The organism is Streptomyces sp. NPDC056231, assembly GCF_048270745.1.
Taxonomy (GTDB): Bacteria; Actinomycetota; Actinomycetes; order Streptomycetales; family Streptomycetaceae; genus Streptomyces.
The window spans coordinates 23,989-46,859 of the sequence record NZ_JBLVKW010000036.1 but is presented as its reverse complement, the minus strand read 5'-3'; the positions used below and the strand labels follow the sequence as shown (position 1 = coordinate 46,859).

Sequence of the window (22,871 nt, the reverse complement as noted above, 5' to 3'; positions counted from 1 at the left end):
GGCCCTTCGACCGCTGTCAGGGCCCATTTCCGTGCATGTGTGTACGCGCAGAAATGCGCCTCCTTATATCCGCACCCCGCACCATCTCGCCGCAGACTGCCCCGGAGGAGAAAAGAATGAGCCGCAGTGACGTCCTCGTGGACGCCGACTGGGTCGAGGCCCACATCGACGACCCGAAGGTTGCTCTTGTCGAGGTCGACGAGGACACCTCGGCGTACGAGAAGAACCACATCAAGAACGCGATCCGGATCGACTGGACCAAGGACCTCCAGGACCCGGTCCGCCGTGACTTCATCGACCAGGCCGGCTTCGAGAAGCTCCTGTCCGAGAAGGGCATCGGCAACGACACCACGGTCGTGCTCTACGGCGGCAACAACAACTGGTTCGCGTCCTACGCGTTCTGGTACTTCAAGCTCTACGGTCACCAGGACGTCCGCCTGCTCGACGGCGGCCGCAAGAAGTGGGAGCTCGACTCCCGCGACCTGGTCGACGGCGACCAGATCCCGTCCCGTCCGGCCACCCAGTACAAGGCCCAGGCACAGGACCAGTCGATCCGCGCCTACCGTGACGAGGTCCTGGCGGCGATCGGCAGCCAGAACCTGGTCGACGTGCGTTCGCCCGACGAGTTCAGCGGCAAGCTGCTCGCCCCGGCGCACCTCCCGCAGGAGCAGTCGCAGCGTCCGGGCCACGTCCCGACCGCGCGCAACATCCCGTGGTCGAAGAACGCCAACGACGACGGCACCTTCAAGTCGGACGACGAGCTCAAGGCCCTGTACGAGGCCGAGCAGGTCGACCTGTCGAAGGACACCATCGCGTACTGCCGCATCGGTGAGCGCTCCGCCCTGACCTGGTTCGTGCTGCACCAGCTGCTCGGCCAGGAGAACGTCAAGAACTACGACGGTTCGTGGACCGAGTACGGCTCCCTCGTCGGTGTGCCGATCGAGCTCGGCGCCAACAAGTAACACCGCCGGACCTGGACCCGCCCGACCCCGACCAGAAGGACAGAACACCATGTGTGGAGCACAGGCCGGCGGCCCCGACGCCTCGACCATCAAGCCCGGTGAGACCACGATCCAGGGCAGCGTGACCCGCGACGGCGAGCCGGTGACCGGTTACGTCCGTCTGCTGGACTCGACCGGCGAGTTCACCGCGGAGGTCCCGACCTCGGCGACCGGACAGTTCCGCTTCTACGCGGCCGAGGGCACCTGGACGGTGCGCGCCCTCGTCCCGGGCGGCAGCGCCGACCGCACGGTCGTCGCGAAGACCGGTGGCCTCTCCGAGGTGGCCATCGCCGTCTGATCCGCGGCACAGACCGGCCGGAGGGCCGTACCCCAGGGGGTTGGACGCCTTCTGAGCCGGGGTACGGCCCTTCGCGCCGTCCACAGGGTGTGCGCGGGCCCGTTCGTGCTGGGCGCACAGGCCGGGGTCGGGCCTACGCTTGAGCTATGTACGCCCGGCGCCGTCGCCGCTACTTCCTGATGATGGGCGGATGCATCCTCCTTTTCGTCTCCGCCTGGGCCTTCGTGCGGCTCTGGTCGATGCCCGTCGCCGTCGGAATGTGCGTGGTCGCCATGGTCATCCCGCCCGTCGCGGCGATGGTCGCCAACCGGCGAGGACCGGAGGACCGCTGGTGGGACGATCCGTCCGGCGACCCGCAGTCGGACGAGTGGTGGGACGAGCTCGACGGCAAGAAGCGCCGCCAGTAGCAGAACTGTCCGCCGTCGGCAGGAAGAACCGTCAGTAGACGAGGGCCTGGACGCCGTCCGCCATGACCTCGCTGACGAAGACCTGGGCACCGGCGATCCGTACGCCTTCCAGCACGTCGTTCTCGGTGATGTCGCGCCGAGCCGCGCACTGGGTGCAGAGGGTGATCAGGCCGCCTGCCTGAATCGACTCGATCAGGTCCGGCAGCGGTGCGGCGTGCGGGAGTTCGAACTCGGCGGCGCGGCCAGGCAGTGCGAACCAGCTGGATTCGCCGGTCAGCCAGAGCGAAACCTCGACACCGCTGGCGACGGCGACCGCCGCCACCGTGAACGCCTGCGAGCAGCGCTCGGCGGAATCGGCCCCTGCGGTCACCTTGATCACGAGCTTCTTCGGCATATGCCGAACTGTAATCGTCGGCCGCACAACCCCACCCCACCGCCATGGGTCAGTTGGGTGCGCAGGTCATGGAATCTGCGCTTCAGGTCTCGTGGGGGGACCCATTTTGGAACTGAAAGACACCATTCCTGACGGGCCGGCCGAGCGTCCCGTCCAGATCGAGGTGGCGGTCCAGGCCATAGAGCCGACCGCAGCACCACCCGCAGTTGTTCCCGCTCCTGTTGCCGGACCCGTTTCGGCGCCCGTCAAGCCGCGGTCCCGTGGCCGTACGGCCCTGCTGATCGCGGCTGCCGCGGTGCTCGGGATAGCCGGCGGCACCGCCGTCGGTTACGGCGTGCAGGCGGACCGCGCACCGACACCGCTGCCCGCCCTGTCGCAGCCGAACCTGGCCTACCCGGCCAAGGCGCTGCCTTCGGACCAGGTCCCCGACCCGCTGCCTGTGTCGCAGGACCGGCAGATGAAGACGGACGGCGATCTGCGTGAGCTGCTCATCGACAGGCCGTCGGGCTGGACCGACCAGAAGCAGCCGCGCCTGGACGACGGCTGGATGAGCGTGGACACGTACGCCCGCGACTTCGAGCGCGCGGACAGGGCGTTCGAGTACCTCGTCGAATCCGACATCCGCCGGGTCGCCGCCGCTTCCTGGACGAAAGGCCGGTACCGCACGGTCAATGTCTGGCTTGTCCAGTTCCGCTCAGGTGCGCGAACAGGGGCCGCCGACCACGCCGAGGACCAGCTGTATTACCTGACCGGCGACGATGACGTTGTGGAGAGCGAGCCGCTCAAGGGCAGCGGCAACGGCCGCTGCTACGTGTACAAGGCCGATCTGAAGCCGGGCTATCTGCCGTTGTACCGGGCCAGGGCTGTCGTGCAGCGCGGCGACATCATGGCCGAGATCAACATGTTCGACACCCGGACGATCAGCAAGAAGGACATCCGGATGCTGGCCGAGCGACAGTTGGAGCGCCTGTGAGCGACGAGACCAGGTCCGACCGGAATGGCCCGGAGACCGCCGGCGTCGTCTCCCCCGACGCGCCTCTCCTTCCGGCGGCGCCGGACCGGCCCGGTAGGACCCGCCGGTTGATTCCCGCCGTCCTTGGGGCCGTGCTGGTGATCGGCTCCGTCGGCGGCGCCGCCGCGTACACGAAGATCACGGTCGACCACGCTGACCGCGGCGTGAAGACCACACTCTGGGCGAAGTCCTCGCACAAGGCATCCAAGGACCCGGCAGGTGAGGTCGGCCGCGGCAGGGCTATCACCGAGCTCAGCAAACTCTTGCTGCCTGTGCCCAGCGGTTACCGGCTCGGTCCGGACATCGGGGAGAGCGGCAACGACAGCGAGCTCAGCGGCAGGAAGGCAACCGCCGCGCTGAAGGAGAGCAACCGCGGGCTCGCGGGCAAGGAGCGCCGTGCACTCGACCGGAGGGTCGACCAGCTTCACATCCAGGGAGTCGCCCTCCGTTCGTACACGTCGGACAACAACGACCTTCTGGTGGACGTCCAGATCACGCGGATGAAGGACAAGAAGGCCGTGCGGGACCTCTACACCTTCCGGAACGGTGTCTTCGACTCCTTCGGTGGCTTCCGCGAGGGTCCGACGATCGACGGCCACAGGAGGAACGCCACGTGCTTCCTGTCGCCCAGGGACAGCGAGGACCGCATCGAGAACATCTGGTGCCAGGCATACGACGGCGAGCTGAGCATCGCCGTCTCCGCGGCCGGCACCAAGCCCATCGGCAGGACGGCCGTCGCGGAATTGCTGAAGGACCAGCTCAACCACATCACATCGCCGGGGGAGTACGTATGACCGAGCAGACGGCGGCACCGACCCCCGCCTCGGCCCCGGCCGAGGAACAGCCGGCCCCGGAGCAGGAGCTCCCGGTGGCAGAGGCGGAGCCCGTACTGGCCGCGGAGCCCGTGCCGACGCTCACGGGGCAGCCCGTACCGGCCGCAGAGCCCCTCCCGGCCTCGAAGCCGCCCCGTCGCGTTCTGCGGGCCGTTGCCCGCTGGACCGCTGCCGTGCTGGTGCTCGGCGGTCTGGGCACCGGTACGGCGCTCGGTATCACCTCGATGGAGCGCACCGACGTACCGGGTCTGGCCACTGCGACGGACGGCCGCTGGGACTATCCGGAGCTGAGTCTGCCCGCCCTCCCGGCCGGTTCGCCGCGCCCGTTCAACGACGGCAATGTCGCCGAGGTCCACCACGCAGACCTGCGGAAACTCCTGCTGCCGGCCCCGGCCGGAGCAGCGGCGGACAAGGAACTCACCGGTGGGTGGGTGAGCACGGCGCAGTACCTCTCCGTCTACCAGAAGGGCAAGCGTGCCGAGCTGGGGCAGGTGCTCAAGGACTCCGCGCTGCGTCACATCGCCGCGCGCGGCTGGACCATGCCGGACGGCACCTCGTCCCGGATCTATCTGCTCCAGTTCAATTCGACGGCGTTCGCCGAGGCGTTCCGGAGCGAGATCTCCGAAAACACATCCATCGGTGCTCAGCTCATCGGGTCGCCCAGTACGGACCTCGACGAGACCTGGTCGGGCGGCGGGCGGGTGGAGAACACCGCGTCCTATGTGTACGCCGAGGACAAGCCGTACGGATCCGAGCAGGTCCGCCACGCATATGTGCTCTCCGGTGACACGCTCGCCCTCGTCATCCAGTCCCGCAAGGGGAAAGCCGGCACGGAACGCGTCCCGTTCCACCAGACACTGATCCTGCAGAACCAGCTGCTGGGCTGACCCCCACGCCGGGGAACGCCTGCCCCCGGCACGCCCCGAACCGTCGCGCCGGGCCCCTACCCATTAGGCTGGGGTCCGGCCCCGTATTGCCGCCATACCGCTCGTTATCGCTCGTCCGAGGAGCTCCCGTGCTTGAGGCATTCTTCACCACCCTGCTGGTTCTGGTCTGCGTCGGCGTTCTTGCGTTCGCGGCCCTGACCGTGAAGAAGCTGTACCAGGGCCAGCGCTGACCCGAGTCCGCACCACTGACCACTCCCTCACAGATCGTCTGAGCCGCTCATGATCGAGATCCCGTCCGACCTCCACCCGGACCTCGTCCCGCTTGCCTTCCTGCTCGGCAACTGGGCGGGCGCGGGTGTGTCCGACTTCCCCGGCGCCGAGAAGTGCAACTTCGGCCAGGAAGTCTCCTTCAGCCACGACGGCCGGGACTTCCTGGAGTACGTCTCGCACTCCTGGGTGCTCGACGCCGAGGGCAACAAGGTCAAGCCGCTGGAGACCGAGTCCGGCTACTGGCGCATCGACAAGGACCGCAAGGTCGAGGTCGTCATGGTCCGCGACCAGGGGGTCATCGAGATCTGGTACGGCGAGCTCGCCCACCAGAAGCCGCAGATCGACCTGGTCACCGACGCGGTGGCCCGGACCGCGGCCTCCGGCCCGTACAACGGCGGCAAGCGCCTCTACGGCTATGTGAACAGTGACCTGATGTGGGTCGGGGAGAAGGCCACCCCCGACGTGGAGCTTCGCCCGTACATGTCGGCGCACCTGAAGAAGGTCGTCACCCCGGAAGAGGTCGAGGCGATGGCGAAGAGCCTCGGCGACCTGCCGGACGACGGCATCGCGTTCTTCAAGTAGCCGCACGCCTCCCAGGTACGCGCACGACCTGCGGTCAGGTGCTCACCCGGTCCTACACTGGCCCTGTGGTGAGCACCGACTGGAAGACCGATCTTCGGCAGCGCGGCTATCGGCTGACGCCGCAGCGGCAGCTTGTCCTCGAAGCCGTCGACACACTGGAACATGCGACGCCCGACGACATCCTCGCCGAGGTGCGCAGGACGGCATCCGGTGTGAACATCTCGACCGTCTACCGGACCTTGGAGCTTCTGGAGGAGCTCCAGCTGGTCAGCCATGCCCATCTGGGGCACGGGGCGCCGACGTACCACCTGGCCGACCGCCACCACCACATCCATCTGGTCTGCCGGGACTGCGAGGACATCATCGAGGCCGATGTCGACGTCGTCGCCGAATTCACCGCGAAGCTGCGGGACAGCTTCGGCTTCGAGACCGACATGAAGCACTTCGCGATCTTCGGCCGCTGCGCCGGCTGCACGGCGAAGGCGGCGGACGGTGAGCCGGGCGATCGGCCCCGGCCGCCCGCATCGGCGCAATAACGGCCTCCCTGTCGTGGGGTAGGCCGTAAGCCGAGTCGTACGCTGGTCGCATGAAGAGCCCCCTGCTGTCCCTGCCCGGCGCCGTCCCCGCCGAGGGCCGCGACGAAGGTGTCGCCGCGCACTACGGCGACCTGTTCCGCGAGCAGCGAGCCCTCGCCGACGGCACCGGCCTCGTCGACCTCTCGCACCGCGGCGTCGTCACCGTCACCGGAAGCGACCGGCTGGCCTGGCTGCACCTGCTGATCACCCAGCACGTCAGCGAACTCGCCCCGGGGGAGGCCACCGAGGCGCTGATCCTCACCGCGCACGGGCACATCGAGCACGCTCTCTATCTCGTCGACGACGGCGAGACGGTGTGGATGCACGTCGAACCGGACACCCAGGGCGACCTGATCGCCTATCTGGACTCGATGAAGTTCTTCTACCGGGTGGAGGTCACCGACCGCACCGAGGACTTCGCCGTCGTGCACCTGCCGGCCGGCTCCATCGCGGAGGTCCCCGAGGGCGTCACCGTGCGGGAGACACCGCACGGCCGTGACCTGTTCCTGCCCCGCGCCGACCTGGAGACCTACGCCGCCGAGAACGGCCCGGTGGCCGGCATCCTGGCCTACGAGGCGCTGCGCGTCGAGGCTCACCGCCCCCGGCTCGGCTTCGAGACCGACCACCGCACCATCCCGCACGAGCTGGGCTGGATCGGCACCGCCGTCCACCTCCAGAAGGGCTGCTACCGCGGTCAGGAGACCGTGGCCCGGGTGCAGAACCTGGGGAAGCCGCCGCGCCGGCTGGTCTTCCTGCACCTGGACGGCAGCGACGTGATTCTGCCCGGACACGGCACCCCGGTGCGGCTCGCAGCGGACGGGGCGGAGGGACGTCAGCTCGGCTTCATCACGACGTCCGCCCGCCACCACGAGCTGGGCCCGATCGCGCTGGCGCTGGTCAAGCGGAACGTGGCGATGGACGCGGAACTACTCGCGGGGGACACCGCGGCGGCCCAGGAGACGGTCGTCGAGCCGTAGAGCCGCTACGCGCGGCCGTCTACGGACGCGCACGGCCGAACCCGGCTCAGACCTCGATCAGTACGGTGAACGGGCCATGGTTCGTGAGCGAGACCCGCATGTCCGCTCCGAACCGGCCCGTCTCCACCTGCGCGCCCAGCGCCCGCAGCTGCGCCACCACCTCGTCGACCAGCGGTTCGGCGATCTCGCCGGGCGCCGCGGCGTTCCAGGTGGGCCTGCGCCCCTTCCGGGCGTCCCCGTAGAGAGTGAACTGTGAAATCACCAAAAGCGGTGCATTCACATCGGAGCAGGACTTCTCGCCCTCGAGGATGCGCACCGACCAGAGCTTGCGGGCGAGCTGCGCCGCCTTCTCCGCGGTGTCCCCGTGGGTGACTCCGACCAGCACACACAGGCCTTCGCCGACGATTTCGCCGACCACCTCGGGCCCGTTTCCGTCGCTCGAGCCGTCGGCCACCGTGACGCTCGCGCCGTCCACTCTCTGTACCACCGCACGCATACAGACCAACCTATCTTGGGCTGAACGGGTACAGGTCATCTGCATAGGCGCGGTGTGGGGTGGCACCATGCACGGGAGGCGGTGTGCCGACGCACCGGTCGAGGGGATGGACAGAGCATGAGTACATATGGAACCGGGCAGTCCCCCGGTGCCGTACCGGTCACGCGTGCCGCCGGTACCAGCACCATGCGTCCGCCCGTGCAGCGGACCGGTCCCGGCCTCGACGACGGCCTGCCCGGGCCCTCGCAGCCGGAGCTGGGCTCCCTGCGGCTGCCGGAACTGCGCGCGCTGCGCCGCGACGCGCAGCGCGACGAGGCAGACCTCAGTTACGTACGCCGTCTGGTCCAGGGGCGGATCGACATCCTGCGGGCCGAGCTGGCCCGCCGCCGGGACCCCGAGACCCCGGTCGTGGACCGGCTCTCCGAGATCCTCGCCGACACCCCGTCGCGGCACCGCTCGTCCGCCCGGCACGTGACGCTGACCACGCCGCGGAGCGACGAGTTCCGCCGGCTGGCCGCCGAGACACTCGCCGAGGTCGAACTCTCCGACCTCGACGCCCGTACGGACGCGGAGCTGCACACCGCGATGGGACGGCTCGTCCGTTACGAACAACAGGTCTCCCGCCGCCGTCACCAGCTGCAGTGCACCACGGACGATTGCAGTGCGGAGATCGCCCGCAGGTACCGTGATGGGGAAGCACAAGTAGACGACCTGCTCACCTGAAGCGATCCTTCCGGGGCGGGTCCCGCACAGCCCCGGAAGGCCGCCGCGATGAGCTCCACCCCCTTCATATCCCCGGTGGCCCCTGAGCTGCCCGTTCTGGCCGAGGTCGTACGGTCGGGCTTCGTCGAAGGCCACCACCGAGGCTCGCTGGTCGTGCTGGCCGCCGACGGCAGTGTGGAGCAGGCGCTGGGAGACCCGGCCGCGGCGGTCTTCCCGCGCTCCTCGAACAAGCCGATGCAGGCCGCCGCCGTGCTGCGGGCCGGGCTCGACCTCTCCGGGGAACGGCTGGCGCTGGCCGCCGCGAGCCACTCGGGCGAGGGGTTCCACCTCGATCTCGTACGCAAGATGCTCGCCGAGTACGGACTGACGCCGGACGATCTGCAGACCCCGCCCGATCTGCCGCTGGACCCGGAGGAGGCGGAGACCTATCTCGCCGCGGGCGGCGTCCGTGAGCGGATCACCATGAACTGCTCCGGCAAGCACGCGGCGATGCTCGCGGTGTGTGCACGCAACGGCTGGGACCGGGCGACCTATCTGGACCCCGCCCACCCGCTCCAGCAGCTGGTCCACCGGGTGGTCGAGGACGCGGCGGGCGAGCCGGTCACGGCAGTGGGTACGGACGGCTGCGGGGCCCCGCTGATGGCGATCAGCCTGGTCGGTCTGGCGCGGGCGTTCCGCTCGTTCGTGCTGGCCGAGGAGGGCACCGCGGAGCGCCGGGTGGCGGATGCGATGCGCACCCACCCGGAGTACGTCGCGGGAACCCGGCGCCCCGACACCTGGCTGATGCGCGAAGTGCCGGGCACGCTCTCCAAGATGGGTGCGGAGGCGGTCCAGGCGGTGGCACTGGCGGACGGCCGGGCGCTGGCATTCAAGATCGCCGACGGCGGCGGGCGGGCGCTCGGCCCGGTGCTGGCCAGGGCGCTGGAGCTGCTCGGCATCGACGCCCCGGTGGTGGGCCGGATCGGCCGGGCGCCGCTGCTGGGCGGCGGCGCGGAAGTGGGCGTGATCCGGGCGGCGTTCTGATCGTCCGGGTCCCCCGGGGATGCCCGGAAAACCTGGCGACATTGCCTGTCCTGTACGCCTAGCGTGAGCGGCATGACTCTTGAGGTCCGTACCGTCACCGAATCCGAGTACCCCAACTGGCTGCGTGCCGTGAACACCGGCTTTCTGCGACCGCCGTCGGTGACGGACGGGGAGGTCGCGAGCCGCCTCCCGCACACGGATCTGGCCCGTACCCAAGGGGTGTTCGACGACGGTCGGTGCGTGGCGTCGTTCCGGTCCTTCGCGCAGGAGCTGACGGTCGTCGGCGGCGCCACGGTGCCGTCCGACGCGGTCACCAACGTCACGGTGTCGCCCACGCACCGTCGGCGCGGGCTGCTCAGCCGGATGATGGCCACGGACCTGGCGGCGGCGAAGGAGCGCGGCGACGTGGTCGCGACGCTGATCGCCGCCGAGTATCCGATCTACGGGCGGTACGGGTTCGGCCCGGCCACCTGGACCACCGAGTGGGAGATCGACGTCCCCCGGGCCGGCCTGGACCCGCGCTGGTCGGGCCCGTCCGCAGCGGACGGCGGCCGGATCGACCTGGTGGACGGGGCGGAGGTGCGCAAGATCGGCCCCGCCCTGCACGACCGGCTGCGCGCCCGGCAGCACGGCGTGGTCAGCCGCGGAGACCGCTGGTGGCAGCTGAGCACCGGCGAGGACCAGCCCGTGCCGGGTTCATGGACGGAACCGTTCCACGCGGTGTACCGCAACGCGGACGGCGAGGTCGACGGGCTGCTCGGCTACCGTGCCGACGACAAGTGGGGCGACGCGAAGCAGCCGCTGAACCGGGCGTCCGTCCTCGGTCTGATCGCCGAGACCCCGGCGGCGGAACGTGCGCTGTGGTACTTCGTCTGCTCGATCGACTGGGTCACCACGGTCCGCTCCGGCTACCGCGCCCCCGACGACCTGCTTCCCCTCCTCCTGCCGGACCCGCGCGCGGCCCGCACCGTCACGCAGGCGGACTGGATGTGGGTGCGGATCCTGGATGTCGTACGAGCCCTGGAGGCGCGCACCTACGCCGTCCCGGCCACCCTGACCCTGGACATCCGCGACCCGGCCGGCCTGAGCGGCGGCCGCTTCCGCCTGGACGCCTCCCCGGACGGCGCGTCCTGCACGCCGACCACGGAGAGCGCCGATCTGGCCCTGGACGTACGGGAGCTGGGGACGCTCTACCTCGGCGACGAATCGGTACTCCGGCTCGCGGCCCTGGGCCTGATCGACGAACTCACGCCGGGCGCGGCGGCGGTGGCGGACGGGGTGTTCCGGGCGGGGCGGCGCGCCTGGTGCCCGGATGTGTTCTGACCGCGTGCGCGGCTGCCGGCGTCCGGCCGGGCGTACGTGAGCGTGTCAACGTCACTCACGTCGATCACCACCTCGCCGGGCCCCGCCACCGGGTGGGGCCGCTCGGCCGGAACCAGTACCTCCGGACCGCCCAGCTTCCTGTCCAGCGCCACGCGCATGCGGATCACGCCCCTCCGCGTTCGGGCGGCCGGCCGGTCCGGCGCCCGTGTTCCCACCCTCGGACGCCAAGTCCGGTCGAGGTCAACGGCGTACGCTTCGTGGTCATGAACGGAGAGAAGGACCGACCCGGGACCGCGGCTCAGCCGCCGATCAGCCTGCGGGAGCGGAAGAAGCAGCTGACGTACCAGGCAGTTTCCGATGCCGCGATCGCCATGTTCCTGGAGCGGGGCTTCGACAAGGTCTCGGTGGCGGAGGTGGCGGCCGCCGCCGACATCTCCAAGCCGACGCTGTTCCGGTACTTCCCCACCAAGGAGGACCTGGCGCTGCACCGGTTCGCCGACCACGAGGACGAGGCGGCGAGGGTGATCGCGGCCCGCCCGGAGGGCGAATCGCCGCTGGACGCCCTGCGTCGCCACTTCCTCGACGGCCTGGAGCGGCGCGACCCGGTGACGGGGCTCTGCGATGCGCCGGAGGTGCTGGCGTTCCACCGGATGCTGTACGGGACGCCGTCGCTGGTGGCCCGCCTGTACGGGTACCAGAGCCGCTCGGAGGCGGCGCTCGCACGTGCGCTGGGCGACGGGGTGCAGGACCGGCTGGCGGCGGGGCAGATCATCGCCGTGCAACGCATCCTGGCGATGGAGAGCTGGCGGCGGATCGATGCCGGGGAGAGCGCGGACGAGGTGTACGGGGACGCGGTGCGAGCGGCCGAACTCGCCTTCGTGCAGCTGAGGTCGGGGATCGAGGGGGACCGGTAGGGCGGGCGGCCCCGCCCGCTGCGTGCGTACGGACTACGGCCTCAGCACCGCGTCGCGGGTGGCGGCCCACTGCAGCGAGTGACGGATGCCCTCCGCCACCGAGTGCTGCGGCTGCCAGTCCAGCAGGCGGTGGGCGCGTTCGCTGCGGGTGTACGCCCCCGCCACATCTCCCGGCCGCGCGGCGACGTCGACCGACGGCACCGGGGCGTCGGCCACGCTGTTGAAGGCGGTGAGGAGTTCGCGCACCGTGGTGCCCGTGCCGGTGCCGACGTTGATGACGGTGGAGCGGGAGCCGTCCGTTCCGGGCAGCAGCGCGTCGAACCTGTCCAGCGCCGCCACATGCGCGGCGGCCAGATCCCACACATGGATGTAGTCCCGGATGCCCGACCCGTCGCGCGTCGGATAGTGGGTGCCCGTGACCTGGAACGCGACACCCTCCTCCTGCGCCTCGATCATCTTGCCCAGGGCGTGGCTGGGCCGCCGGAGCTGAAGTCCCGTACGCATTTTGGGATCCGCGCCGAGCGGATTGAAGTAGCGCAGGGACAGCACGCGGATCGGCCGGGCGGCGGCGATGTCGGCGAACATTCCCTCGCAGACCGCCTTGGTCCGGGCGTACGGGCTCTGCGGGTCGAGGGGCGACTCCTCGTCGACCGTCAGGTTCTCGTCCGCGGCGTAGATGGCGGCGGAGGAGCTGAAGATCAGGCGCTCGCAGCCGTTGCGCAGCAGATGGGAGACGAACTCCAGGCTCTTGGTGACGTTCGCCCGGTAGTAACCCAGCGGATCGGCCACCGAGTCGGGGACCACGATCAGTGCGGCGCAGTGGACGACGGCGTCGATGTCCGGATGCTCGGCGAAGACGCGGTCGATCAGCGGGCCGTCGGCGATGTCGCCCTCGTAGAAGGGGCGCCCGGACGTGAACTCCCGCCTGCCCGTCACGAGGTTGTCGAGGATCACCGGACTGATCCCGGCGTCCGAGCAGGCTGAGGCGATCGTGCTGCCGATGTAGCCCGCGCCCCCGGCGATCAGAACCTTCATGCCGTACCCCTCCGTCGACCCGCCCGGCTGCCTGGCAGAGCCAGATGGTGATGTCCGGAGCCTAGTCCCCCTCCCGGCAGGCTTTGCCCCCGTCGCACCGCCCAGCACGCCCTCCCTCAGGGCCTTGAGGGCCAGGGGGGACCCCCTTCCGCGCCGGCCGGCGGGGAGGCGCGCCCCGGCCGGCACCCGGAAGGGAGGTTGTTGCCGCTGATGTCGAAATCCCCGCAGGTGAGAAAGACAGCGACGTGCTGTCCGTGGTCGTCGGCGGCGCCCGCACACCCGAACTGCGCCTGAGGATCGACACGCTCCTGTCCGCCCTCGCCACGACGGCGTCCTGGGCGTGTCCGGAAGTCAGGCCACCCGCTCCGTCAGGAAGTCCTCCCATGTCCGCGTACCTAGGGACGTCCCCTCGCCGAGCGACAGATTCTCGCCCGCCCGGTAGGCGAGCCCGGCCTTCCCCGGAACCCGGACCGGCATCATCAGCCGGTGCTTGCCGCGCGCCTGCAGGTATCCGCGGCTCAGTTCGGCCACTCCGTACACGCTCGGCCCGGCCAGGTCGGGCACCAGCCCGGCCGGTTCTCCGAGTGTCAGCTCCACCAGCCGGGCCGCCACCTCGCGCACGTCGACCGGCTGGAATCGGAGTCCGCCGGGCACCGGAATCACCGGCAACTTCGTCATCTTCTCCACGACGGTCAGGACCAGGTTGTTGAACTGGGCTGCACGCAGCGTGGTCCACGGCAGGCCCGAGTCGGCCACGGCCTGCTCAGCGCCCAGCTTGGACCTGAAGTAGCCGATCGGCATCCGGTCCGCCCCGATGACCGAGATGTACACGAGGTGCTGGACTCCGGCTCGCGACGCGGCCCGCACCAGGTTCCGGGTCGCTTCGTCGTCTCCCTTGGGACCGCCCGCGAGGTGCAGCACCGTCCCGGCCCCGGCCACCGCGGACTCGACGCCCTCGTTCTTGAGCAGGTCGCCGGTCACGTACTCGATGCCGTCGTCGGGCTCGTGGCTGTGCCGGCTCAGGACCCGTACCTGGCATCCGGCGTCCCGCAGGAGTGGCACGACGAGGCGGCCGAGCGTGCCTGTGCCGCCGGTGACCAGAAGGGGGGAGGTGGCCATGGTCGTCTCCAATTCGTTCGTCCGGGAGTCACGGCGGACGGGATCACCGAGATCGACGTCATCGCGGACCGGGGCCTCCTCAGCCAGGTCGAAATCGCCGTGCTCGACGCCTGACCCGATGTCCACGCCCGGTGCCGTACCGAGCCGCCCGTGCGAGACGCGGGAACGGCTGCGGCGCCGGGCCGGGATGTGACTGGGCCGGCTTAGACCGGCCGGCGCATGGGGGGGGTGGGAGCAGGAGCGGGGCCGGTTGCGTGCGGCTGCAAGGCGGAGGAGGGAGGCAATGCGGAGCGTTGTTGACCGACGACCACGCCGCAGATGTGCGCAACCGGCCCGCGACGCCGCCTCCCATGTGCCGGTCGGTCTTAGGCTGGCCCGGTGACACTTGAGGATCTCGTACGGTTGCGCCGGGCCCGGGACGTGATGGACCGCGACTACGCCCAGCCCCTCGACGTCCCGGCACTGGCGCGCGTCGCCCTCATGTCGCCCGGGCACTTCTCCCGCAGCTTCCGGGCCGCCTACGGGGAGACCCCGTACAGCTACCTGATGACCCGCCGTGTCGAGCGGGCCAAGGCGCTGCTGCGGCGGGGAGACCTGAGTGTGACGGAGGTCTGTTTCGCGGTCGGCTGTACGTCGCTGGGGTCGTTCAGCTCGCGCTTCACCGAGCTGGTCGGCGAGAGCCCGAGCGCGTACCGGGCCCGCCGCCACGACCCGGGCGCGGCCATTCCGGCGTGCGTCGCCAAGATCCTCACGCGGCCGGTCAGGAACGGACCGGTCAGGATCGGGGAAGCGGAATCCGCCGACCGCCCGTAGCGTCGAAGGCATGAACATCAAGCTTTCCCAGTGCTTCATCGCAGTCGACGATCATGACAAGGCGCTCGTCTTCTACCGCGACGTTCTCGGCCTGGAGGTACGCAACGACGTGGCGTTCGAGGGGATGCGCTGGGTGACCGTCGGCTCCCCCGCGCAGCCGGACGTGGAGATCGTCCTCGAACCGCCGGCCGCGAACCCGAACGCCTCGCCGGCCGACAAGCAGGCGATGGCCGAGCTGCTGGCCAAGGGCATGCTGCGCGGCGTGATCTTCTCCACCGACGACTGCGACGCCACCTTCGAGCGCATCCGGGCCGCGGGCGGCGAGGTGCTCCAGGAACCGGTCGACCAGCCCTACGGCGTCCGCGACTGCGCCTTCCGCGACCCGGCCGGCAACATGCTGCGCTTCACCCAGCCACGCGGCCGGTGACGCCCGCTCGCCCTGGAGCGCGCTTCAGCTCCTGCCGTCTCCGGCGTCCCGTTCCGAGGCCGCAAGGCACGCGCGCGACCCCTGTTCGCACCCGACGCCTCGGCGAGCTCGCGGTTCCCCATCCGCGCCTCGTGCTGCTCGCCGCAGTCCGTCCACCGGTCGGCCTTCCGCCGTCTCCGGAGTGATCGAGCGCTCGGCCGGGCCGGGCCGCGAGGCGCGCCGGCGAGCAGGAATCGAGAAGCATCGGTCACCGACCCGCGGCTAACGTGACCGACATGGACATCACCATTCACACGGCCTCCCTCCCGCATGACGACCCGGACGCCGCCCTGGCCTTCTACCGCGACATCCTCGGCTTCGAGGTCCGCAGCGACGTCGGACACGGCAAGATGCGCTGGATCACGGTCGGCCCCGTCGATCAGCCCGGCACTTCCATCCTCCTGGCGCCGCCGGCCGCCGACCCGGGGATCACCGAGGACGAGCGCCGCACCATCGTCGAGATGATGGCCAAGGGCACCTACGGCTGGATCCTGCTGGCCACCCGGGACCTCGACGGCACCTTCGAGAAGGTGCAGGCCGGCAACGCCGAGGTCGTCCAGGAGCCGACCGATCAGCCCTACGGCGTTCGCGACTGCGCCTTCCGCGATCCCGCGGGCAACCTGATCCGCATCCAAGAGCTTCGCTGAGCCCTTCGGTCATCGATCTGCCCTCGGTGGCCGATGTCGCGATCACTGCGAAGAACGCGGCGGCCGGCGCTTCCGTGCTCCTGCGTCCCGGTGAGCCGGCCACCGTGCCCCCACCTGGCCGCCGCCCGCTCCACCCACAGCATGTACCCAGGTCCTCGCAAACATGGATGAAAGGTGTTCTTTCATGTGTCACCCCGCGTGGATGCGTGCACGTACCGCTGCTCAGCGCCTGAGCGACCTCGCGCGACTGCGCCGAGTCCGCGATCGGATCGACCGGGAGTACGCGCAGCCGCTGAACGTGGAGGCGCTCGCCCGCGGCGCGAACATGTCGGCCGGGCACCTCAGCCGGCAGTTCCGGCTCGCGTACGGCGAGTCGCCGTACGCCTATCTGATGACGCGTCGCATCGAGCGCGCGACGGCGCTGCTGCGGCGCGGCGATCTCAGCGTCACCGAGGTCTGCTTCGCGGTCGGGTGCTCATCGCTGGGCACCTTCAGCACCCGCTTCACCGAGCTGGTCGGCATGCCGCCCGGCGCCTACCGGCGCAGCGCTGCGGGCGCTGCGGCGGGGATGCCGTCGTGCGTGACGAAACAGGTGACCAGACCGGTCAGGAATCGAGAAGCACCGGCGGCCGAGCCGCAACTAGCGTGACGGACATGACCTCCATCGAATCCATCACCCTCGAGGTGGCCGACCCCACGGCCGCCGACCGCTTCTACACCACCGCCTTCGGTTTGGGCACTCAGCTGCGCCTGCGGGCCTCCGAGGCGCCGACGACCGGCTTCCGCGGGTTCACGCTGTCGCTCACGGTGTCCCAGCCGTCCACCGTCAACAGCCTCGTCGACGCCGCCCTCGACGCCGGTGCCACGTCGCTGAAGCCGGCCTCGAAGTCGCTCTGGGGCTACGGCGGCGTCGTACAGGCCCCGGACGGGACGATCTGGAAGGTCGCGACCTCGGCGAAGAAGGACACCGGCCCGGCCACCCGGGAGTTCGACGAGATGGTGCTCCTGCTGGGAGTCGCCGACGTGACCGCGAGCAAGCGGTTCTACGTCGACCGCGGCCTCGCCGTGGCAAGGAGCTTCGGCAGCAAGTACGTCGAGTTCGCTGCTGGGTCGGGTCCCGTCAAGCTGGCGCTGTACAAGCGCCGTGCCCTTGCCAAGGACGCCGGTGTCCCTGCCGACGGCAGCGGATCGCACCGGCTCGTGCTCAGCGGCGACGCCGGGGCTTTCACCGACCCGGACGGGTTCGCCTGGGAGGCCGCATCGCTGACAGGCACGCCCTGATCCGTCCCCGCTGGGCTTCAGGTGCTGTCGCCGCCGAACGGATGCGCCCGTCGCGTGTCCACCGGGCCCACGGGACGGGCGGTGTGCGCGAGGCCGTCGGAGCGCTGGAGGCCACGGCGCCGGCGAAGCCCGCGGCCCCGACGGACCGACCGATGACCGACGGAGCCCCTCCCCCGGAGGGAGGGCTTTTCCACGATGTGACTGGAGGAAGCATGACAGGCACGCCGCCGCGTGGGCTCGAGGAGAGGCTGCGGGACACTCGCGCGAGACTGGAGAGCGACATCGATCTCTGGGTCGCGACGCCGGGCTCCCCGGGCGTCCACCTCATCCCGCTCTCGTACCGCTGGGACGGGACCGCGTTCCTCATCTCGACCCCGCGTGCCTCGGTCACCGGCCGCAACCTGCTGGCGGACGGCCGGGTGCGGCTCGGCCTCGGGCCGACGCGCGACGTCGTCGTCGTCGACGGCACCGCCGAGCCGGTGGACATCGCCGACCTCGCGCCGGGGACGGGCGACGCGTTCGCGGCCAAGACCGGTTTCGACCCGCGCGAACTCGACGAGCCCTACCAGTACTTCCTGATCCGGCCGCGGCGCATCCAGGCCTGGCGGGAGGCGAACGAGCTGCAGGGACGAGACCTCATGCGCGACGGCCGCTGGCTCGGCTGACCGCCGCACGGGAACGCGGACTTCGTACTCCGGCCGGCGATCACCGGTCGTTCTGCCCTTACTCCTGCGCCGGGGAGACCACTCAACGCGTGGCGGCGTCGGCGAGGATCGCCTGAAGTCGTGCTCGGCATTCGGCGACGAAGGCGGGGAAGGTGTCCCAGTAGTAGGAGATCCCGCTGACGCCCACCGCGACCGCCCAGGCGCGGGCGCGGGTCCAGGTCGAATCGTCGAGGTTCAGGGCGTCCCAGTAGGCCTGTCGCGCTTGTGGCGGCAGGTCCCAGACTGTGGAGTGCTCGGCGTCGGGAAAGCCGACCGAGAGTCCTCCGAAGTCGATGACTGCGTGGAGCTTGCCTTCCCGGACCAAGAGATTGGTCGGCTTGAGGTCGCCGTGGAGCCACACCTGAGGCCCCGAGGGCTCGGGCAGTGCGAGCGCGGCTCGCCACAACTGTTCCAGGGTGTCGACGTCGAGCTCAGAACCCACCATGGTCCGACAGTCGTCGAGAGACGCGGTGACCCACTGGTCGCACGGTTTCAGGCTGCCTCCGCGGTACCAGCTGAGGCCGTCCGTGCGGGTCGCTCCCATGAGGTCGATGCGGTGGAGTTCCCTCACGACCGCCGCCAGGTCGGCTCCGAAAGCGGGCCAGTGCCGGACGGTGTCCGGGCCGGCTTCGGCACCGTCGATCCAGCGGTAGACCGACCAGATCAGTGGGAAGGAGTCGGTGGGCGTCCCGGCGTGGACGGGTTCGGGAATCGGACAGGAAAGGAGGGGCGCCAGGCGAGGAAGCCATTCCTGTTCCTTCCGAACGGACTGTCCGTTGCCGGCGGTTCGTGGAAGTCGCACGAGCAGGTCATCGCCCAGCCGATACATGGTGTTGTCCGTACCTGCGCCTGCGGGCGACAACGGCAGGTCAGCCCAGTCTGGGCACTGTGCCTTCAGCAGCGATCGGACCAGCGTCTCGTCGACCGGGATCTCATTCTCGTGAAGCGTCACACCGGAAGTCTCATCGCTGGCTGGAACAGGAAGCCAGTGAATTTTCGTCGGATCCGGTCCCCTTGAGGGACCGTTTCAGAGTCTTGACCGAGGTGCCTGTCATGGCTGCGAGTCTCGGCAGCGCGGAGGGCGCCCAGTTGCTCAGGGCGTCCGTGCGGGTGCTGACCAGCAGGTGCCCGCTCGTGGGGGCCATCAAGTGGGACTTGATCACACTGCTGGTCAGACCGGATGTGAAAGGCTCATCTTCGCTGGGAACGGACAGGTGCGCGGAGTCCGCGCGGTCGGTGTGACTTCCAGCGTTAGTTGTCATCAGCGATGACCTCTCACCTGGGACGCTCTCGCGGGATTCCAGCTCGTTCTGTCACCAGATTCACGCGGTAGTTGTCACTTCCGGGCGTTTCCAGCCCGCGAAGCCGGCCCCGGTCAGGAAACCGAGCCAGCCGCGATGGCATAGCCGATCGCGGCGGCTGCGTCGGCGACGCCCGCCAGGGATGCCTTGTCGTTCAAAGCCGTGACCACATCCTGGGTCAGTGGGCGGAGGGCATACACGTGGCGCACCGCGTTGATGTCGACCGGGATCTCGTAGTAGTCCTCAGCGAACTTCTGGAATGCCTCTGGCGATGGGTCGACCAGCAAGTGGAACAGCCAACCCGAGCCGTCAGGGTCGGCGCTGTCCTCAGGGAAGTCGATCTCTCCAGCCTGCCAGTGCTCGCTTCCCGCCTCACGCCACATGCAAGCCGTCACCCTGGGCATTCCGTCGTCCGTGAACGCCGGCTCTTCGACGCAACTGCGGAACACCTCGGGGACCGAGTCCACGACGCCTGGCCAGGGCTTATCGTCGACATACGGGCTCATTGCCGACTCATGGTCGAAGCCTCGGACATACGCGCCCGCAGGAGAGAAGATGACGTCGAACTCGTCCCCCGAGCCGTTGCGCATGGAGGCGATCTCCTCCGTCTCGGACCAAGCACGGCTGAATGAGTAGTAGCGCTCGCCGTCAGGGTTCAGCACGGCCTCCAGCATGGCCATCGACCGACACCGGTCCCGCAGCGTCGGGATGTCAGGAAGCGCCTCGGCAACATCGTGAACGGTCATGGCGCCCATCCAAGCGCACGCCACTGACACCCACCTGCGGGGCTACCGGTGACAACAACTGCTGGAAGGTGACAGCTAACGCTGGAAGTCACAGTCGGGGCGGCACGTGGCGCGGAACACTATTGCAAGCATGTGCTTGCAATAGTTAGCAGAGGTGGCGCACTATCGAGGCATGGCATCACTCAACGTCGGCAATCTCGGTGAGTACCTGCGCGAGCAGCGTCGCAATGCGCAGCTGTCGCTGCGGCAGCTCGCCGACGCCGCCGGAGTGTCCAATCCGTACCTCAGCCAGATCGAGCGCGGGCTGCGCAAGCCGAGCGCCGAGGTGCTGCAGCAGGTCGCCAAGGCCCTGCGGATCTCCGCCGAGACCCTCTACGTACGGGCCGGGATTCTGGACGAGCGGGAGCGGGAGGAGCTGGAGACCCGGGCGGTCATTCTGGCCGATCCCTCGATAAACGAGCGGCAGAAGAACGTGCTGCTGCAGATCTACGACTCCTTCCGCAAGGAAAACGGGTTCGAGGCCGTCCCGGGGGACCCCGGTGATGAATCCGGCCTCAGCGCGGACGGCATGGATGCCGATACAGCTTCAAAGCCTTCACCACCCTCACACTGAGTCTGATGATCCGGGAGGACCACAGTCATGGCCATCACCGATGACCTGCGTAAGACCCTCACCGACCCGACCCCCCTCTACTTCGCCGCCGGTACGGCGGACCTCGCCGTAGAGCAGGCCCGGAAGGTTCCGGCCCTGATCGAGCAGCTGCGGGCCGAGGCGCCCGAGCGGATCGAGGCCGTGCGCAACACGGACCCCAAGGCCGTCCAGGAGAAGGTGACCACGCAGGCCAAGGAGGCGCAGGCCACCGTGCAGGCCAAGGTCTCCGAGGTGCTCGGGTCGCTCGACACCGATCTGAAGAAGCTCACCGAGTCGGCCCAGGACCTGGCGCTGCGCAGCCTGGGAGTGGCCGCGGAATACGCGGTACGGGCCCGGGAGACGTACGAGAAGGTTGCCGAGCGCGGCGAGCAGACGGTGCGGACGTGGCGCGGCGAGACCGCCGAGGAGATCGTCGAGATCGCTGTCGTCGTCGAGCCGCGGCGGGAGTCCGGGCCGAAGCCGAAGCCGAAGGCGGAGCCCCCCGCCAAGAGCGAGCCGAAGACCGCTGCCAGGACGGAGCCCCGCACGTCGGCCGCGCCCGCCAAGAAGGCGCCCGCGCGCAAGCCCGTGGCGAAGAAGCCCACGCCGCCGACCGCCAAGTAGCACTGCGGACGGTGTGTACCGGGGCACGGGGCGGGCACCTTTCGGGGTGGCCGGCTCGTTGTCCCGGTACCTTGGCCGCGAGGCGCTCATCCACTTACTAGGCGGTGCACACCATGTTGCTCACAGGATTCAGCACGCTCATCTGGCTGCTCTACATGATCATGCTCGTCCTGGCCGTGGTCGCACTGCTGCTGGCCGCGACGGCCCGCGAGGACGCCTACCGTGCCGCGGACAAGCAGAAGAAGTCCTTCTGGGTGATCATTCTCGGCATCGCCGTTGCCGTGAACCTCTTCGTGCCGATGCTGTTCCTGCAGCTTGCGGGCGCGGTCGCATCGATCGTCTTCATGGTCGACGTACGGCCCGCGCTCAAGGCGGTCTCCGGCGGCGGTGGCCGACGCGGCGGTTCCAGCAGCGACGGGCCGTACGGGCCCTACAACGGCGGGCGCTGAGCGTACGCAGGTGACGGCGCCGATCCGGGTCGGGGGCGGGGGAGTGGCGTGCTCCGGCTGCGGCCCCGGTGGCCGCTTCCGTCGCGGTCGAGCAGCAGGACCGCCACGTCGTCGGTCAGTTCGCCGCCGTTCAGCTCCCGGACCTCGGTCACGGCGGCTTCCAGCAGTGTCTCTCCGGTGAGCCCCTCCGCCAGTTGGCGGTTGATCATCGCGACCATGCCGTCCTGGCCGAGCCGCTGTGTCTCGTTCGCCCCGACGCGGCCTTCGATCAGACCGTCCGTGTACATCATCAGGCTCCAGGCGCCACCGAGTTCGACGTGCCTGCGCGGCCAGCGGGCACGCGGCAGCAGCCCCAGGGCCGGGCCGCCGTTCTCGTACGGGAGCAGCTGTGCCGCCCGTCCGTGGCGGGCGATCAGCGGCGCGGGGTGGCCCGCCAGGCAGAAACCTGCGTGGCGCCCGTCGGGGGTGATGTCGACGGTGCAGAGCGTCGCGAAGATCTCCTCGCTCTCCCGCTCGTGCTCCAGGACCTGCTGGAGCGTGGAGAGCAGCTCGTCCCCGCAGAGCCCGGCGAGTGTCAATGCCCGCCACGCTATGCGCAGTTCGACGCCGAGCGCCGCCTCGTCCGGGCCGTGGCCGCAGACGTCGCCGATCATCGCGTGGACGGTGCCGTCGGGCGTCCGCACGGTGTCGTAGAAGTCCCCGCCGAGCAGCGCGCGGCTGCGTCCTGGCCGGTAGCGGGCGGCGAAGCGGAGGTCGGAGCCCTGCAGCAGGGGCGTGGGCAGCAGTCCGCGTTCCAGTCGGGCGTTCTCCTGGGCGCGCAGCTTCGACTCGGTGAGCTGGTGCTGCGCCACGTCGGCGCGCTTGCGTTCGACGGCGTAGCGGATGGCGCGGGTGAGCAGCCGTCCGTCGAGTTCGCCGCGGAGGAGATAGTCCTGGGCGCCGACACGCACCGCCTCGGCGGCAAGCTCGGTGTCGTCCTCCGCTGTGAGCGCGAGGACGGCGTGGCGCGGTGCGATGCGCAGGACGTGCGTGAGGGTGGCGAGCCCGGCAGGCCCCTCGGCGCCCTCGCCGGCGCGTGTCTCGCTGCTGGGCGGCAGAGCCAGGTCCAGCAGGATGCAGTCGACGTCGTCCGTGAGGAGGCGGCCCGCCTCGGTCAGATTGCGGGCGGTGCGGATGCGTACCCGGGTGCCGGCCGCGGCCGGGAGCTCGGGGACCGTGAAGGTGCCCGCCGGGTCGTCCTCGATCACCAGGAGGGTGAGGTCGGCGACGTGGGTGGCTTCCACAGCGGGAACGGCTTGCTGCTGCGGTACGGGTACATGCATCGGTTCGGTTTCCTTCCC

At 69.8% G+C, this 22,871-nt stretch carries 29 protein-coding genes; 22 read left to right on the top strand and 7 right to left on the bottom strand.

Features of this window, described 5'->3' with window-relative positions; genetic code table 11:
- Window positions 1–116 precede the first annotated feature (116 nt).
- From ACNPQM_RS25235 to ACNPQM_RS25225, 3 genes are all read left to right on the top strand, one after another.
- The gene (locus tag ACNPQM_RS25235) at window positions 117–962 is read left to right on the top strand and encodes a sulfurtransferase (RefSeq protein ID WP_358860294.1); all 846 of its coding nucleotides are present in this window, start codon (window positions 117–119) and stop codon (window positions 960–962) included.
- A 49-nt stretch (window positions 963–1,011) separates the two neighbouring features.
- Window positions 1,012–1,299, top strand: coding sequence for a DUF1416 domain-containing protein (locus ACNPQM_RS25230; RefSeq protein WP_358860295.1), 288 nt, complete (start codon window positions 1,012–1,014; stop codon window positions 1,297–1,299).
- Window positions 1,300–1,445: 146 nt separating this feature from the next.
- Window positions 1,446–1,706: a DUF3099 domain-containing protein gene (locus ACNPQM_RS25225; RefSeq protein WP_358860296.1), complete on the top strand. Its 261-nt coding sequence runs from the start codon at window positions 1,446–1,448 to the stop codon at window positions 1,704–1,706.
- 31 nt (window positions 1,707–1,737) lie between these two features.
- On the opposite strand, the gene ACNPQM_RS25220 is transcribed toward ACNPQM_RS25225, so the two are convergent.
- Window positions 1,738–2,100 (bottom strand): DsrE family protein, encoded by a 363-nt coding sequence (locus tag ACNPQM_RS25220; protein ID WP_358860297.1) that lies wholly within the window; start codon window positions 2,098–2,100, stop codon window positions 1,738–1,740.
- Window positions 2,101–2,206: 106 nt separating this feature from the next.
- Here ACNPQM_RS25220 and ACNPQM_RS25215 point away from each other — a divergent pair, with 106 nt between their 5' ends.
- From ACNPQM_RS25215 to ACNPQM_RS25190, 6 genes are all read left to right on the top strand, one after another.
- Window positions 2,207–3,073: a hypothetical protein gene (locus tag ACNPQM_RS25215; RefSeq protein WP_418085817.1), complete on the top strand. Its 867-nt coding sequence runs from the start codon at window positions 2,207–2,209 to the stop codon at window positions 3,071–3,073.
- A complete protein-coding gene (locus ACNPQM_RS25210; protein WP_418085816.1) occupies window positions 3,070–3,906 on the top strand; it encodes a hypothetical protein in 837 nt (278 codons plus the stop codon). Before ACNPQM_RS25215 ends, ACNPQM_RS25210 begins: the two co-directional genes overlap by 4 nt.
- Window positions 3,903–4,832, top strand: coding sequence for a hypothetical protein (locus ACNPQM_RS25205; protein WP_418085815.1), 930 nt, complete (start codon window positions 3,903–3,905; stop codon window positions 4,830–4,832). The genes ACNPQM_RS25210 and ACNPQM_RS25205 overlap by 4 nt, the downstream gene beginning before the upstream one ends.
- A gap of 279 nt (window positions 4,833–5,111) precedes the next feature.
- Entirely contained in the window at window positions 5,112–5,684 is a 573-nt protein-coding gene (locus ACNPQM_RS25200) for an FABP family protein (protein ID WP_037695873.1), read from the top strand.
- Between the two features lie 65 nt (window positions 5,685–5,749).
- Window positions 5,750–6,220 carry a Fur family transcriptional regulator gene (locus ACNPQM_RS25195; RefSeq protein WP_358860301.1) on the top strand — a complete coding sequence of 157 codons (471 nt, stop codon included), beginning with the start codon at window positions 5,750–5,752 and terminating at the stop codon, window positions 6,218–6,220.
- Between the two features lie 50 nt (window positions 6,221–6,270).
- A complete protein-coding gene (locus ACNPQM_RS25190; protein WP_418085814.1) occupies window positions 6,271–7,236 on the top strand; it encodes a YgfZ/GcvT domain-containing protein in 966 nt (321 codons plus the stop codon).
- A 46-nt stretch (window positions 7,237–7,282) separates the two neighbouring features.
- Here the strand turns inward: ACNPQM_RS25190 and dtd are convergent, their stop codons facing one another.
- Window positions 7,283–7,732 (bottom strand): D-aminoacyl-tRNA deacylase, encoded by a 450-nt coding sequence (gene dtd, locus ACNPQM_RS25185; RefSeq protein WP_358860303.1) that lies wholly within the window; start codon window positions 7,730–7,732, stop codon window positions 7,283–7,285.
- A gap of 117 nt (window positions 7,733–7,849) precedes the next feature.
- On the opposite strand from dtd, the gene ACNPQM_RS25180 reads away from it, so the two are divergent.
- The 4 genes from ACNPQM_RS25180 (at window position 7,850) to ACNPQM_RS25165 (ending at window position 11,715) form a co-directional block, all read left to right on the top strand.
- On the top strand, window positions 7,850–8,455 hold the full coding sequence (locus ACNPQM_RS25180; RefSeq protein ID WP_358860304.1) for an ABC transporter substrate-binding protein: 606 nt from the start codon (window positions 7,850–7,852) through the stop codon (window positions 8,453–8,455).
- Window positions 8,456–8,503: 48 nt separating this feature from the next.
- Window positions 8,504–9,478, top strand: coding sequence for an asparaginase (locus ACNPQM_RS25175; RefSeq protein ID WP_358860305.1), 975 nt, complete (start codon window positions 8,504–8,506; stop codon window positions 9,476–9,478).
- A 72-nt stretch (window positions 9,479–9,550) separates the two neighbouring features.
- A complete protein-coding gene (locus ACNPQM_RS25170; RefSeq protein ID WP_358860306.1) occupies window positions 9,551–10,801 on the top strand; it encodes a GNAT family N-acetyltransferase in 1,251 nt (416 codons plus the stop codon).
- A 263-nt stretch (window positions 10,802–11,064) separates the two neighbouring features.
- Window positions 11,065–11,715: a TetR/AcrR family transcriptional regulator gene (locus tag ACNPQM_RS25165; protein ID WP_358860307.1), complete on the top strand. Its 651-nt coding sequence runs from the start codon at window positions 11,065–11,067 to the stop codon at window positions 11,713–11,715.
- Between the two features lie 33 nt (window positions 11,716–11,748).
- Here the strand turns inward: ACNPQM_RS25165 and galE are convergent, their stop codons facing one another.
- Together galE and ACNPQM_RS25155 are read right to left on the bottom strand one after the other, a co-directional pair.
- Complete coding sequence (gene galE, locus ACNPQM_RS25160; RefSeq protein ID WP_418085813.1) at window positions 11,749–12,750, bottom strand: UDP-glucose 4-epimerase GalE; 1,002 nt, start codon at window positions 12,748–12,750, stop codon at window positions 11,749–11,751.
- 351 nt (window positions 12,751–13,101) lie between these two features.
- The gene (locus ACNPQM_RS25155; RefSeq protein ID WP_418085838.1) at window positions 13,102–13,869 is read right to left on the bottom strand and encodes an SDR family oxidoreductase; all 768 of its coding nucleotides are present in this window, start codon (window positions 13,867–13,869) and stop codon (window positions 13,102–13,104) included.
- Between the two features lie 378 nt (window positions 13,870–14,247).
- Between ACNPQM_RS25155 and ACNPQM_RS25150 the strand changes: the two genes are divergently transcribed.
- The 6 genes from ACNPQM_RS25150 (at window position 14,248) to ACNPQM_RS25125 (ending at window position 17,741) form a co-directional block, all read left to right on the top strand.
- On the top strand, window positions 14,248–14,682 hold the full coding sequence (locus ACNPQM_RS25150; RefSeq protein ID WP_358860311.1) for a helix-turn-helix transcriptional regulator: 435 nt from the start codon (window positions 14,248–14,250) through the stop codon (window positions 14,680–14,682).
- A gap of 10 nt (window positions 14,683–14,692) precedes the next feature.
- Window positions 14,693–15,109: a VOC family protein gene (locus tag ACNPQM_RS25145; protein ID WP_358860312.1), complete on the top strand. Its 417-nt coding sequence runs from the start codon at window positions 14,693–14,695 to the stop codon at window positions 15,107–15,109.
- Window positions 15,110–15,384: 275 nt separating this feature from the next.
- A complete protein-coding gene (locus tag ACNPQM_RS25140) occupies window positions 15,385–15,795 on the top strand; it encodes a VOC family protein (protein WP_358860313.1) in 411 nt (136 codons plus the stop codon).
- A gap of 184 nt (window positions 15,796–15,979) precedes the next feature.
- On the top strand, window positions 15,980–16,444 hold the full coding sequence (locus ACNPQM_RS25135; protein ID WP_358860314.1) for a helix-turn-helix transcriptional regulator: 465 nt from the start codon (window positions 15,980–15,982) through the stop codon (window positions 16,442–16,444).
- 5 nt (window positions 16,445–16,449) lie between these two features.
- On the top strand, window positions 16,450–17,076 hold the full coding sequence (locus ACNPQM_RS25130; protein WP_418085812.1) for a glyoxalase: 627 nt from the start codon (window positions 16,450–16,452) through the stop codon (window positions 17,074–17,076).
- A 212-nt stretch (window positions 17,077–17,288) separates the two neighbouring features.
- Window positions 17,289–17,741 (top strand): pyridoxamine 5'-phosphate oxidase family protein, encoded by a 453-nt coding sequence (locus tag ACNPQM_RS25125; RefSeq protein ID WP_358860316.1) that lies wholly within the window; start codon window positions 17,289–17,291, stop codon window positions 17,739–17,741.
- An 82-nt stretch (window positions 17,742–17,823) separates the two neighbouring features.
- Here ACNPQM_RS25125 and ACNPQM_RS25120 read toward each other — a convergent pair whose 3' ends face one another.
- On the bottom strand, window positions 17,824–18,732 hold the full coding sequence (locus ACNPQM_RS25120; protein WP_358860317.1) for an aminoglycoside phosphotransferase family protein: 909 nt from the start codon (window positions 18,730–18,732) through the stop codon (window positions 17,824–17,826).
- Between the two features lie 423 nt (window positions 18,733–19,155).
- Window positions 19,156–19,827, bottom strand: coding sequence for a hypothetical protein (locus ACNPQM_RS25115; RefSeq protein ID WP_418085811.1), 672 nt, complete (start codon window positions 19,825–19,827; stop codon window positions 19,156–19,158).
- Between the two features lie 172 nt (window positions 19,828–19,999).
- On the opposite strand from ACNPQM_RS25115, the gene ACNPQM_RS25110 reads away from it, so the two are divergent.
- The 3 genes from ACNPQM_RS25110 to ACNPQM_RS25100 all read left to right on the top strand — a co-directional run bounded on the left by ACNPQM_RS25110 (window position 20,000) and on the right by ACNPQM_RS25100 (window position 21,531).
- The gene (locus tag ACNPQM_RS25110; RefSeq protein WP_358860319.1) at window positions 20,000–20,440 is read left to right on the top strand and encodes a helix-turn-helix domain-containing protein; all 441 of its coding nucleotides are present in this window, start codon (window positions 20,000–20,002) and stop codon (window positions 20,438–20,440) included.
- A 27-nt stretch (window positions 20,441–20,467) separates the two neighbouring features.
- Window positions 20,468–21,082 carry a hypothetical protein gene (locus ACNPQM_RS25105; protein WP_418085810.1) on the top strand — a complete coding sequence of 205 codons (615 nt, stop codon included), beginning with the start codon at window positions 20,468–20,470 and terminating at the stop codon, window positions 21,080–21,082.
- 113 nt (window positions 21,083–21,195) lie between these two features.
- Window positions 21,196–21,531: a DUF2516 family protein gene (locus tag ACNPQM_RS25100; RefSeq protein ID WP_418085809.1), complete on the top strand. Its 336-nt coding sequence runs from the start codon at window positions 21,196–21,198 to the stop codon at window positions 21,529–21,531.
- Here the strand turns inward: ACNPQM_RS25100 and ACNPQM_RS25095 are convergent.
- Window positions 21,513–22,853: a PP2C family protein-serine/threonine phosphatase gene (locus ACNPQM_RS25095; protein ID WP_418085808.1), complete on the bottom strand. Its 1,341-nt coding sequence runs from the start codon at window positions 22,851–22,853 to the stop codon at window positions 21,513–21,515. The genes ACNPQM_RS25100 and ACNPQM_RS25095 overlap by 19 nt on opposite strands.
- Window positions 22,854–22,871 lie beyond the last annotated feature (18 nt).